Raw genomic sequence first — 12,837 nt, 5'->3', positions numbered from 1 at the left:
TTCGTTCTGAGCCAGGATCAAACTCTCCAGTTAAACTTGCTGGAGGTCACCTCGGTCCGGCTAAAGACCGGGTGACGGCTCATGCCTTATTGGCATGACGTGTTGCCTCGACCGTGCTTGCGCAGGTCGAAGCGAGGGCCACGTCACCACACGTTAATGCGTGTTGCGTACAATCCAGTTTTCAAGGACCGAGTCGAGGGGCTTTGCAAAGCTCACCTCGTTCACACGATGGTCATACCCGAAGGTACGCCATCGTCGGCGTTCTCAACCCTCACCCCGCAGATCCGCAGATGCGGACTCTCTACGAGACGGCCTCGAGCAGGAATGATCTCTTTCGAGATCCATCAGGCTCAGAGGCCCGCCGAGGACGGCGCCTTGCGGCACCCTTTGTCTCTCAGCGAGGGGCGGCCTTTTAATCCGCGTCGTTCGCCTTGTCAACAACTTTTTCATCGGAGGGTCGAGAACATTTTCACATTCTCTGGACCCGGCGACCTCTCCGAGGACAGCGCCTTGCGGCGCCTTGTGTCTCTCGGCGAGGGGCGGCTCTTTAAGCCGCGTCGTTCGCCTTGTCAACACCCTTCATCCGAGGACTGAGAATTTTCATTCTCGGGTCCGGGGACCCCACCGAGCGACGACGCCTTGCGGCGCCCTGTGTCTCTCGGCGAGGGGCGGCTCTTTAAGCCGCGTCGTTCGCCTTGTCAACAATCGATCGTCCGAGGGCCGAGAATATTTCACATCCTGTGGGCCCAGGGACCTCACCATCTCCAACGAGGGGTCAACCTAACCGCCTCCATCGGAGCGTCAACCGCCCGACGATCCGGAACGACGTGGCTTGCTCTCTTCATGTTGCGGCAGCGCGCCCTTGGGCGCCGGCTCGGGGGCGCGCTCCGCGGCCTCGTCCGCCGCCCCGAGCCCCTGCTCCGCGTTCTGCTTCGCGCTCGCCGCCCCGGCGGCCCCACTCCCCGCGGTCGATCGCTCCGAGGAGAAGCCCACGCCCCCGCGGCCCGACTCTTCATAAGAGCCGCCGCCGAGCGAACCAGGCGGGCGCATCTCCGCGTCGGGTGGGTGGGGCGTGCCGAACGGGTAAATTCCCTTCGATTGATCGACCTCGTCCGTGCGGCCTTTCCCCTGCGTGAGAGGATTGTTCGTTTCGTCGTCGCGCACCATCTCGTCCTCCACCGTGCACACAGGGTGCACCCGGCCTGCGCATCGCTGCGCGCCCGGGGGGCGGCGTGCATTCGATATGCCGGCACCGGAATGCACGCGAGCTCTACCTTGACAGAGGAAGAACGCTCGCATATCGTGGCCGTGGCTGCTGTGAAGTGCGCTTTCCTCGGGCGCGCTTCGGAGTTCAAATAACGAACCGGGGAAGGATCGTGGGTCGGCGACAGATCGCCGGCGTGCGAGCGTGAGGAGACGTGCGTCCTCTGAAGGAGGATGCGCTCCCGGGCTCGGCGCCGCGGCGACGTGCGACCTGCGCGATAGGGTTCGTTCGTTCACAAGGCGCCCGCACGGCAAAACGTGCAGGCGCCCGGGAAAGCAGCCATGGGCAATCTTCGCCTTGATGCGGTCGTGCGCCGGGAAGACAACGCGCTCGCCCGCATCGAAAGTCGTTTTGGTGTTCCGATCAAGCTCATCGCGCGGCCCGATGTCTCCGTCGAGGCAGAGGGTATCGCGGAGCTCCTCGAATTCGTTTCGCTCCAGGACACGCTCCTCTCCCTCTGGGAAGAGGAGCGCAAAGGCCGCATCACGCCCTTCTGGGGGGAGGGGCCAGGCCGCCTCGCGGCCGTCGTGCTCACGCCGGATTTCCACAAAGGATCCGGCATCCCCGTGGGCACCGTCGCCGACGCACGGGGGTTCGTCGTCCCGCGCGCCGTCGGCAATGACGTCTGCTGCGGCATGCGGCTCGTGGTCACGGACGTGACCCAGGACGAGCTCCTGCCGCACATGGCCGCCTTGAAGAAGCGCCTGCGGGCCATCTTCTTCCAGGGCCAGCGCAACATCCCCATGTCCCCCCGCCAGCGCGAGGCGCTCCTCCGGGACGGGCTCTGGGGGCTCGCCGAAACCGCAGCCGACAACCAAGGCACGGGGATCTGGCGGTATTACGACCCCACCCGAGAGCTCCGTGATCTCGAGCGGGTCCATTTCAACGGCGCTCTGCCCACCGACGACACGTTCGCGTTCGCGAGCTTCATCCGCGCCTCGGGCAAGAGCGACGGCCGAGACATCCAGATCGGTTCCGTCGGCGGCGGCAACTATTTCGTCGAGTTGCAGCGCGTGGACGAGATCGTGGACGGCCACGCCGCGCACGCGTTCGGCCTCGCCCGCGGGGCCGTGACGATCATGGCGCATTCGGGCTCCGTCGGGCTCGGGCACGTGGTGGGTAGCCATTTCATGGCCCGCGCCCACGAACTCTACCCGAAAGGCCTGCCCCACCCGGCGCACGGCTTTTACGTGATGCCGACGTGGGGGCCGCTCGCCGCCGAGGCGGGCGCGTACCTGTCCGCCATGCGCAACGCGGCGAACTTCGCCTTTGGAAACCGGCTCTTCCTCGTGCTGATGGCGGCGCGCGCGATGAGCGAGGTCCTCGGGCGAACGGTGGAGACGCGGCTCGTCTACGATGCGCCGCACAACCTCATCTGGGAGCCGGAGGGCAAGACGGGGCGCTTCCTCCATCGCAAAGGCGCGACCCCCGCGCCGGGGCCCGATCCCTTCACCAGCCCCTTCCAGTACACCGGGCTTCCGGTGATCATCCCGGGTTCGATGGGTGACGCGAGCTGGGTGCTCGCGGGGCTCGGGAACGAGGCGCTGCTCGCGAGCGCCTGCCACGGCGCGGGCCGCAGCCTCACGCGGGGGCAGGCGAGCCACGTGAGCGACGCGGTGTACCGGGAATCGACGGGGAAGCTCGACGTGGTGACCCCGATCGACCCGGACGCGCCATCCTTGCGCGGGCGGCGTGACATCCTGGAGAAGTACCACCGCCGGATGAAGGAGGAGGCGCCGTACGCGTACAAGGCCATCACGCCGGTCGTACGATCGGTCGAGGAGGCCTCGGTGGCGCGGCGTGTCGTGCGGCTCGCGCCGATTGCGACGGTGAAAGGATGAGCCCCGCAGCGTGCACGCCCCGAGCGGGATTCCTGCCCCGAACGCTCAGTTTGTTGGCCCGCCTGGGCGGCCTTCGTAGCATGCGAAGGGCGCGATATGGGAAACGAAGCTGTCCAGAGCCAGGTCGCGGTGGGCGAGATCCTCGCCGGGAAGTATCGCGTCGAGCGTACCCTCGGCATGGGCGGCATGGGCGTCGTCGTCGCCGTCACGCACCTCGAGCTCCGGGACGAGCGGGCCATCAAGCTGGTCCGCGCGGATCTCACGCACCCGCAGATCATCGAGCGTTTCCTGCGCGAGGCGCGCGTCGTCGTGAAGCTCCGGAGCGAGCACGTCGCCCAGGTCTACGACATCGGCCGGCTGCCCACGGGCGCCCCGTTCATGGTCATGGAGCTGCTCCACGGCGACGACCTCTCGGCGCTGCTCAAGAAACGAGGCACGCTGCCCGTTCACGAAGCCGTCCTCTACGTCATGCAGGCCTGCGACGCCCTCGCCGAGGCCCACGGGCGCGGGATCGTCCACCGTGATCTCAAGCCGGCGAACCTGTTCCTCACGCACCGCGAGGACGGCTCGCCCTGCATCAAGGTCCTCGACTTCGGCGTCTCCAAGCACGTGCCCGAAGAGGGCGAGTCGGCCGAGCTGGAGATGACGAGCAACGGCGACATCATGGGCTCGCCGCTCTACATGGCGCCCGAGCAGATGCGCGCGGCCCGCGAAGTCGACGCGCGGGCCGACATCTGGGCCCTCGGCGCCATCCTCTACAAGCTCGTCACCGGGCGCGCCCCCTTCCAGCGAGCCACGACGCCCGAGATCTGCATGGCCGTCCTCGGCAGCGAGATGGCGCCGCTCCCGTCGTCGCTCCAGGGCGGGATCCCGTCCGGGCTCGAAGCCGTCATCATGCGGTGCCTCTGCAAGGACGTCGACTCGCGCTTCCCGCGCGCCCTCGACCTCAAGGCCGCGCTCTCGCCCTACAGCGAGCGCCGCGAAGGCTGGCCCGAGGACGAGCGCGTCTCGCTCGTCGACGATCCGCGCTCGTCGACGCGGGGCTCGAACAGCTCACGCCCGATCCCCAAGAACATCGACGCCATTCTGCTCGGCTGCATCGGCAAGGACACGGGCCGCCGCGCCGCGCGGGCGAAGGGGCGAAGGAACGTATCGGATCCGTTCCTCAAGAAGCGGGCCGAGGCCGCCGAACCGAAGGCGCTCGCCGCCACGCCGGCCGAACCGCCCGTCGACATGCCCCGGGATCCCGAGTTCTCCTGCGCGGGCGGCGGCACCGTCCCGATGGGGAGCACCGATCTCCGCAAAGCCCGTGAAATGAACTGCGGGCGGCCGCCCCAGGGCTCGCAACCCACGGAGCCCGCGCCCCCGCCCGACCCGGCCGGGGTGCTAGGCGCGATGAACCTCGAGGAGACGATCGACGAGGCGACCGCGCTCGCCCCGCCGCGTCTGCCGAGCTTCCCCGCGCCCCCGCCGCCCTCGGTGCGCACGTCGCTCCCGAGCTTCCGCGTGCCGAGCGCCGGCGAGCCCCTCGGAAACAGCATGGCGCCCTGGGACTACGCGCCGGCCGCGTCCGCGCCGCGCGGCGCAAAGCCGGTGGCGTTCCTGGCGAGCGCGACGACGGCCGTGTTCATCGTCATCGCGCTCGTCATGGCCTTCACCACGGGGGGCGAGAAAAACATCGCGGAAGGCGCGGTGCGCGGCGCAGACATGCGCCCCGCGGCAGGCGGGATGCCCGCGCCCGCGGAGCCTGCGATCGCGCTGGAGCCCGAGGTCGACGCGTCCGCGACGGCGGACGAGACGGACGAGACGCCCTAGAGCGCGCAGTACGCGACGGTCCTGCCGCCGAGCATCGCCGTCTCGCACCCGCTGAAGCCCTGCGCCTTGCAGTCGACCTTCGCGGGCGTCCCGAGGTTGCAAAACGCGACCGTGCTGCCCTCGCACGCCTCAGCCGCCCCGAGATCGCAGCTCGGCGCGACGAACCCGCACGCCGCGCCCCCGGCAAACGCGCCGCTCTGCACAAAGCCGCAGCTCTGGCCCTCGGGATCCAGCGCAGCGCAATCACGACGGCCGATCTTGCCGCCCGCGCACGTCTCCAGCACGTCGCCGTTGCACGCCTGCGAGAAGAAGCTGCAATCCTCGCCCTTTCCGATGCAGCCGATGTCGTTGCGTTGCGGATCGAAGCCGCAGGTCTCCCCGGCGATCGTGATCCGCTCCTCCTTCTCCTGCCCGTTGATGTGCACCATGTTGTACTGCGTGCGGCAATCGATCCGCTGGAGAAACCCATCCGCGCCGCATTGGACGAGCACGTCGGGATCCTCCGCAGCGCAGGTCGTCTTCGTCGTGCCGAACGTGCAGGGCTCGGCGCCGCAGCCAGCCCAGTGGCCCTTGTTGCAGGAGAGCCCCGCAGCCGCGCAGTCCATCGCAGCCGTCGGCTTGCCCTCAGGATCACAGAGCACCCACGTCTGGCCCTCGCAAATGCCATCGGCAGGGTTCGCCGCGCACGCAGCCGAGAAGGTGTCCTTGGGCGGCGTGCAAGCGCGGACATCAGCGCAATCCTTCGCAGCGAGCTTGCATTCCATGCTCGCGATCTCGAAGCGGAGCTGGCCCGTGGCCGCCCAGTTCCAGGGCACGTCGAGCACATGGCCGAGGCAGGCCTGCATGCCGAGCGGCTCGCCGCCCTCCGCCTCACAAGCATTGATGCGCAAGCAGTCCGCGACACGGGCATCGAGCGCAGGTGGTGCAGGAGGAGGCGCAGGCGTCGCGGGGTCATCCCCGCTACACGCAAGCAAAAGCGCAACGAGGGGAAGCCAAGAAGAACGGTTCGTTGGGAAGAGCATCGCGCTCTTTAGCGCGTGATCCGTTCCGTGCCGGGCGGCAGCACAGGATCGTCACACCACCATCATCGTGGCGTCGCACCGCCGGGGCGCTGCCCCGGACCCCGCGGGGGGCTGTCCGCCCCCTCGACCCCGGACCAGGCACGGCCTGGACCGAGGCTGGAAGAACTGCGCGATGCGCAGTTCTTCCCACGGGCCGGTGGCAAGACCATGGACGTGGGTGTCAAGCCGGCGACGCGTGCGCTGCCCGTTGAGCCAGCAGCGCCGCGCTCTGCGTTGGCAGGATCGTCGCCGGTCTTGACCCTGGCTGTTCGATGAACTGCGCGGAGCGCAGTTCATCGACCCCGGGTCCAGCGCCTCGCTGGTCCGGGTCCAGGGGTGGACAACCCCTGGTCGGGGCCCGGGGTGAAACCCCGGCGCGGCGCCTCCGAGAAAGAAAAGCAAAGCTAAGGAAGCGTCGCAGAGCGAGGTCTGTCCGACTAGAACTTGCGCCCGGGCCGCCCGCGGTCTTCGAGCAGCCGCGCTGAGTCTGGCGCGTCTGAAGGCGCGATCACGCGTGATGTCCGCGCGCCTTCTGGCGTGGAGGTCCTGTTCGTCTCGACGATCCATGAGGCGAGCGCGAGCAGGACGACACCGACGAGTACGATTGCGGCGACGATCGCTGTCGCCATGGGCATGCGAATTCGAACGCCATCGACATGATTCATCTCGAGCGTCACGAACACCTCCGCGAAAGGGACGGACCCGAAACGGGTGGCCCGCGACGCTCTCTGCGCCGATTTTCGAGCCCCCCTCGATGTCCGTCCGATGGTCCACCGCCGCTTGAAAAGAGCGGCTCTTTCATCGTCCGTCGACCGGCGCACACTTTATCGCAAGGAGGCTCGAAATGGAGGAAAATCGGGCATTCGATCGGACATTGAATGTCCACGAGGGAACGGCAGAGCCCGCCTGCGTGACGCCGGCCTGCCGTGCGGTACGCTCTGCGCCCACATGACCACACGCGCCGAGGAACGTGAGCTCATCCGCGAGGCCCTGCGCCTCCTCGACGTCGACCGCTTTGCGCTCGCGCTGCACGACCCGAGCTTCCCTGCGGATCCCGACGAGGACATCGGGCGTGGATCGCCGTATGGCTACGCTGCGGCTCGATTCTTCCGTTTTGCCCGGGACCTCGGCTTCAGCGCGATTCTCCTCGGCCCGCAAGGGGATCTCTCCGAAGGCAACGCCTCGCCGTACGATGGCGCTTGCTTTTCGCGGGCCACCGTCTCCATTGCGCTCGGGCCCCTCGTCCGGGATCCCGCCTGGGAGGGCCTCCTCCGCCCGGAGACGCTCGCGTCCCTCGTCGCCGATCGCCCTCTCGGCCCGGCCGGCCGCGCGCATCACCGCTACGCCTCCGCGGCTGTGCGCTGCGCGCTCGACGAGGCCTTCGCGTCCTTTCGAGAAAAACGTCGGCGCGGCACCTTGGCGCCCGCGCTTGCCTCGTTTGCCGAGCGGCTCGAACCGTGGCGCGCGCGGAACATCGACTGGATCGAGCGGGACGCGCTGTACGAGCGGCTCGCGAGGGAACACGGCAGCGGCCATTTCAAGGACTGGCCCGCCCTCGACGCGCGCCTCTTCGCGCCCTTGCCCGGGGACGAGGCTGCGGCGGCTGCGCGCCTCGCGACGCTCCGGTCACGCGACGCGCAGGCCATCGAGGCCCACGCGTTCCGCCAGCTCCTCGCGCGCGAACAACACGCGGCCTTGCGCGTGGTTCTTCATTCGCTCGACCTCGTCCTCTACGGCGACCTCGCCATTGGCTTCGCCCCGCAGGACGAATGGTCGAACCTCTCGATCCTGCTCTCGGGCTACCGCATGGGCGCCCCGCCGAGCCGCACGAACCCCGAGGGACAACCTTGGGGGTATCCTGTCCTCGATCCCGCGTGCGCGCGCGGCGCTGCGCGGACCTTCCTCCGCGCTCGCATGACGGCCATGTTCGAGGCCTACGACGGCGTGCGTATCGATCATCCCCATGGCCTCGTCGACCCCTGGGTGTACGATGCCACCGCGGCGGACCCGCTCGCGGCCGTCCAGCGCGGCGCGCGCCTTCGCTCCTCGCCGGACCTGCCCGATCACCCGCGCCTCGCCGCGTTTGCCATTCCGCGTCCGTCGCAGATCGATCGCGACCTCCCTCGGTACGCCGACGGCTGGGTGCGCGCGCTCGACGCCGCGCAGGGGGATGATTACGGCACCCTGTTCGACGCGCTGGTCGAAGCCGCGCAGGCGAGGGGACGCGCCGCCGATACGCTCTTTTGCGAGGTCCTGAGCACGCTGCCCGCGCCGGTCGCGGCGGTGCTCGCGCGGCATGGGCTCGGGCGGTTCCGCGTGACGCAAAAGGCGAACCTCGACGATCCGCGCGACGTCTACCGCAGCGAGAATGCCGAGCCCGCCGACTGGATCATGATGGGCACGCACGACACGCCCTCGATGTGGGAGCTCGCGGCGTCGTGGCGGGCCGAGGACACACGCGCGGCGCAGGCCGCGTACCTTGCGCGGCGGCTCGGGGCGCCGGGGCTCTCGGCGGAGCTCGTCCGCGACGCGGGCCTGCTCGTCGCGGCGAAGCTCGCCGATGCTCTGGCCAGCGACGCCCGGAGCGCGATGGTCTTCTTCGCGGACCTGTTCGGCCTGCGGGAGCGGTACAACGTGCCCGGCACGATCAGCGACGACAACTGGTCCTTGCGCGTGCCCGTGGGGTGGGAGACGGGGTACTTCGAGGCGCGACGCCGGGGCGAGGCGCTCGACCTGCGGCGGTCGCTCGCGCTCGCGCTGCGGGCGCGGGCGGCCGGGGCGACGGGCGACCTCGAAACGCTCGCGGCGCGGCTCTCGGCCTTGCCTTGAAGGGCGCCTGAGGTCGGTCCGGGGCCCACACACGTGCCAGGTCGGACACCTGCGCGGGAAGGCGGGCTGTGACGCTTCACAGCCCGGAAAACCGGTCGGGGTGGACGACCCACACAAGCGCCAGGGGTCGAGGGGGACCTCGGTCGACGAGCTGGCACACGTCACGGGCGGGCGGGGAGGTCGGGAAGGGTACGTCACACACGTCACGGGCGCCGGGGGAGGTCGGCGCGAGGCGGTGGCACGTGTGGGGGGTGGCGAAGGAGAGCGGCGGCGGGGGGTGGGACGTGTGCCAGCCGGCGCGGGAGGTCGGAGAGCCGGGCTGGGACGTGTGTGGGTGGTGAAGTGGGCACGGACGGGCTGGGCGTGGCCCATAGCTTGCTCGGGGTGAGGGCTTGGGGTAGCGTCGCCCTGCATGAGCACGGGTCCCGCGAAGAGCCTCGATGAAGCGTACGATCTGCTGGATCCGCGGCCGCTTTTGTTCACGAAAGGGGACGGAAAGCGGAGCGCCGCTTCGGACGCGAGGTTTTACACGGAGCTCCCGCAGCCCGACGGCACGCAGCTCAGCGCGCTGTCCCCAATGGCCCGCCTCAAGATGCAGCTCATGCGCGGGGGCGGGCACACGAAGGTCTTCCTTTCGGGGCACGTGGGCAGCGGCAAGAGCACGCAGATCAACCGGCTCGCGGCCGACCCGGACATCGTGAGGGCATTCGAGGTCGTCACGTTGCGCTTCGAAAGCCAGGAATGGGATGTCCTCGACGGTGAGCAGGTGCAGTTCCGGATCGCGGCCGTCCTGTACGAGTGGGGCAACGAGCAGGGGCTCCTCGACAAGCAACTCGTCAACGCCGAGAAGAAAAAGCGCTGGAAGACGCTCTTCGAGCAGCTCGAAAGCGCCATCTACGGCGCGACGGGCATTACGGTGAAAGAGGCCAAGGTCGGCGGCGAGATCGATCTTGTCGTGGGCAAGCTGAAGCAGGAGCTCACGCTGAGCGAGGGGCGGCGCAAGCAGCTCCGGGAGCTTGGCGAGACGCAGGAGAGCTTGCTCCGGGATCTCGTGGCCGCGCTTGTGCACGACATCGAGGGAAAGCTCTCCGAGAGAGGGCAGGGGCGGTCGCTTTTGCTCCTCGTCGACGACCTCGACAAGGTGGCGCGCGCCGAGAGCCAGAAGGACATCTTCGAGCGGAGCCTGAACACGCTGCTCCAGCTCCCGCTGCGGGTGCTCTACACGGTGCCGAGCGGATTCTACTTCGGCTCGACGCTTTCCATGCTGCGGCAACCGCTCGCCTACCTCTATCCGATCCGGATCCTGCACAAGGCGCCGCAGAGCTTCGACCCGGAGCAAGCATTTCAGCCGGACCAGTTCGGGTTCTTCAAGGACGTGCTGCACTCGCGCGTGGAGGCGGGTCTCTTCGAGGAGGACGCGATCCGCATCGCCGCCATTTATTCGGGTGGCGTCCTGCGGGATTTCTTCCATCTGCTGCGCGAGGCGATTCTGGTTGCGGAGTACAACAAGATCGCCGTGGTCGACAAGCGCACGATGAAAGCGACGATCGCCGACGCGCGCCTGCGGGAGTCACCGGGGCTCTACGCGCCCGATTTCGACGCGCTTGCGCACGTCCACCGTACGAACGAGCTGCGGCAAAGCGAGGACCGGCGGTACCTCGACGAGGGGCGGGTGGTCGAATGTTACAACGGCAAGGTCTGGTTCGAGGTGAACCCGCTGCTCTGGGCGATGCTGGAAGGGCGGCCGTAAAATGAGCGCGCCGGGGGCGACGCGGCTGCTCCGGCGGGATCGGGCGGAGCTCGACCGGATCGCGCTCGCCTTCCGGGAAGGTCGCACGGTGGTGGCGTTCGTCGCTTGCGCGGCGTCGTTACGGCCGGCGGCGCTGGAGTACCTGCGCGAGTACGGCAAGACGTGGGTCATTCCGGAGCCAGCGGAGCCCGCGGATGGGGCGGAGCTTCTTACGCTGCTCGTCGAGGCCGTGAAGAAGCCGTCGCGGGAGATCGTCGCATTCGTCATCCCGAAGGACGGCGGGCCGGTGATGAACACGCTGAACCTGCATCGGGAGAAGCTCCGGGAGGGGGCGTCGAAGCTCGTGTTCATCGAGGGCGCGGAGGGGATGGCGGCGCTCAGGTCGCAAGGGCGGGATGCGTATACGTTTCGGGATTTGCTGGCGTACCTGAACGGGGAGGCGCCGCTGCCGCCGGTGGAGGTGGGGGAGGAGTCGGAAGAGCTCATCCACGCTAGAGAGCGGTATCGGCGGGCGGTTCGGGAGCAGGGGGCGGCAGCGTGGGAGCTCGGTGAGAAGCTACGCAGTCGGAGACAATTCGTCGAAGCGGAACGATTGCTACGGCGAGCGCTAGAACAATATGACGAAGAAGGGATGACGCACGAGGAGGATGCTGAACATTACGCCAACCTCTGCTACGGCGTTGCAAGCACCCTCGGTCATCGTTCATCAGAGGCCCAATCATTACAGATCGTACGACGGGGACTGAAACGGATCGAGGGCCACACATCCGAACACGCCCTCGCCGCACGAGCAGATCTACTGCTCATTGCGGAGGGCGCGTATGGGCGCAACCGAAATTACATCCATGAGGCGGCTCGCGTTCCTGGAGGCGACGAACACGTCCGACCTAACCTGCTTTTTGTGTTTGGACAATGGCACATGCGTACCGGCAATCACGGCGAGGCCGGTCGCACGCTCAGCAGGTATCTCGCGATCGAGGAGCACCAATTCAACAGTGCGCTTGCCATCGTGCACCAAGCCGAGTTGTACACTGCAATGGGCAAGCTTTCATCCGCCGAGGCACGCGCACGAGTTGCCGTGGAGGCGTTGTCCAGATCGGCTGCAAGCCCGCTGTACGCTCATGGTCCACTGGGCGAATTGTTTTTCCTTCGAGGGGAACTCGACTCTGCAGAGCGGATTCTCGATGCCGCGACGCGTGCGGCCATGTGCGACGCGAGCGTGACGAGGGAGCGCATTTTCCTTGCGGGGCTCTCTGCTGAGAGGGGTGATATCGAGTCCGGCTTCAGCGCACTGCGCGACATCGCGCAGAAATCAATCGACGCGGGATCCGACGGAGGCCACTACCGCTCCGTCGCCACCCTCGTCGAGTTCCTCACCAAGGCCCACGCCGCCTGCCGCCTTTCCCCCGACGACCTCCCCCGCGCCGACGACGACCTCACCCTCGCCGAAGACCTCTCCCGCGCCGCCTTCGGTACCGATCCCCCCTGGTACACCATCTTCTTCCCCCTCCGCAGGAGCGAACTCCTCGCCCTGCGCCCCGAGCGCTTACCCGACGCCCTCGCCCTCTCCCAGCTCGCCCTCGACCGCGCCCGCGCCTCCTGCGCCGAGATCGTCCCCGAAGCCGCACGTATCCACGGCCAGCACCTGATCCTCGCCGGCCGATACGACGAGGCACTTGCCACGCTCGCCCTCGCCGAATCGGCGGCCCGCGAAGAAGAATATCTCCGCGAGCTCGCCGCGGCGCAGCGTCTCACCGTGGTCGCGCTCGTGCTCGCCGGACACCCCGCATCCGAGATCGAGGCACGCCTCACCGCCCTTCGGCAGACCCTCGAATCCACCGGCTCGCCACGCATCACCGCCGAAAACCTGCTCGATCTCGCGCGCGCTCTGCCGCCCACGACCACGCTCCCCGAGCCGCTCGCGCTCGCCGACGAAGCACTCGAGCTGTTCACGGAGATGCCGTACCCCGCGAAGGAGTCGCTCTCCCTGGAGACCGCCGGAGACGTATTGCTCGCGCGCGGCGACGCGGAAGGCGCGTTGCGGCGGTACAAACCAGCCTTCCAGATCCTCTCGCGCTACGGGCTCTTGCTGCGCGCTCCGCTGCTCCAGGGAAAGATCGATCGGCTCGGAGGGGTGGCCGAGGGCGTTTCCTAGGTGACTGGTGTTTTTCTCTACCAAACCATCGCGGGATGGTGTAATGCGGGGCCATGTCCCTTGGACAAACCCCGAAGCAGGGCGAGATGTGGAGGTCGACGTCAGCGTATTGCGAGGCCAAG

The 12,837-nt window shown here is 68.1% G+C and carries 8 protein-coding genes; 5 read left to right on the top strand and 3 right to left on the bottom strand.

Features of this window, described 5'->3' with window-relative positions; all coding sequences use genetic code 11:
• Positions 1-801 precede the first annotated feature (801 nt).
• Positions 802-1,167, bottom strand: coding sequence for a hypothetical protein (locus tag E8A74_RS50480; RefSeq protein WP_136936378.1), 366 nt, complete (start codon positions 1,165-1,167; stop codon positions 802-804).
• Between the two features lie 378 nt (positions 1,168-1,545).
• Here E8A74_RS50480 and E8A74_RS50475 point away from each other — a divergent pair, with 378 nt between their 5' ends.
• Positions 1,546-3,105 carry an RtcB family protein gene (locus E8A74_RS50475; RefSeq protein WP_136936377.1) on the top strand — a complete coding sequence of 520 codons (1,560 nt, stop codon included), beginning with the start codon at positions 1,546-1,548 and terminating at the stop codon, positions 3,103-3,105.
• Between the two features lie 96 nt (positions 3,106-3,201).
• The gene (locus E8A74_RS50470; RefSeq protein ID WP_136936376.1) at positions 3,202-4,920 is read left to right on the top strand and encodes a serine/threonine-protein kinase; all 1,719 of its coding nucleotides are present in this window, start codon (positions 3,202-3,204) and stop codon (positions 4,918-4,920) included.
• Here the strand turns inward: E8A74_RS50470 and E8A74_RS50465 are convergent.
• The gene (locus tag E8A74_RS50465; RefSeq protein WP_136936375.1) at positions 4,917-5,810 is read right to left on the bottom strand and encodes a hypothetical protein; all 894 of its coding nucleotides are present in this window, start codon (positions 5,808-5,810) and stop codon (positions 4,917-4,919) included. The genes E8A74_RS50470 and E8A74_RS50465 overlap by 4 nt on opposite strands.
• 608 nt (positions 5,811-6,418) lie before the next feature.
• Entirely contained in the window at positions 6,419-6,658 is a 240-nt protein-coding gene (locus E8A74_RS50460) for a hypothetical protein (protein WP_136936374.1), read from the bottom strand.
• 271 nt (positions 6,659-6,929) lie between these two features.
• Here E8A74_RS50460 and E8A74_RS50455 point away from each other — a divergent pair, with 271 nt between their 5' ends.
• The 3 genes from E8A74_RS50455 (at position 6,930) to E8A74_RS53670 (ending at position 12,715) form a co-directional block, all read left to right on the top strand.
• On the top strand, positions 6,930-8,810 hold the full coding sequence (locus tag E8A74_RS50455) for a 4-alpha-glucanotransferase (RefSeq protein WP_170230002.1): 1,881 nt from the start codon (positions 6,930-6,932) through the stop codon (positions 8,808-8,810).
• A 412-nt stretch (positions 8,811-9,222) separates the two neighbouring features.
• Positions 9,223-10,560, top strand: a complete 1,338-nt coding sequence (locus E8A74_RS50450) for an NB-ARC domain-containing protein (RefSeq protein ID WP_136936372.1) — start codon at positions 9,223-9,225, stop codon at positions 10,558-10,560.
• Between the two features lie 88 nt (positions 10,561-10,648).
• A complete protein-coding gene (locus E8A74_RS53670) occupies positions 10,649-12,715 on the top strand; it encodes a YfgM family protein (RefSeq protein WP_170230001.1) in 2,067 nt (688 codons plus the stop codon).
• The last annotated feature ends 122 nt before the right edge of the window (positions 12,716-12,837 follow it).

This window comes from Polyangium fumosum, assembly GCF_005144585.1.
Lineage (GTDB): Bacteria > Myxococcota_A > Polyangia > Polyangiales > Polyangiaceae > Polyangium > Polyangium fumosum.
Note: the sequence above shows the minus strand (reverse complement) of the source record. Positions and strands in the feature narration are given on the sequence as shown.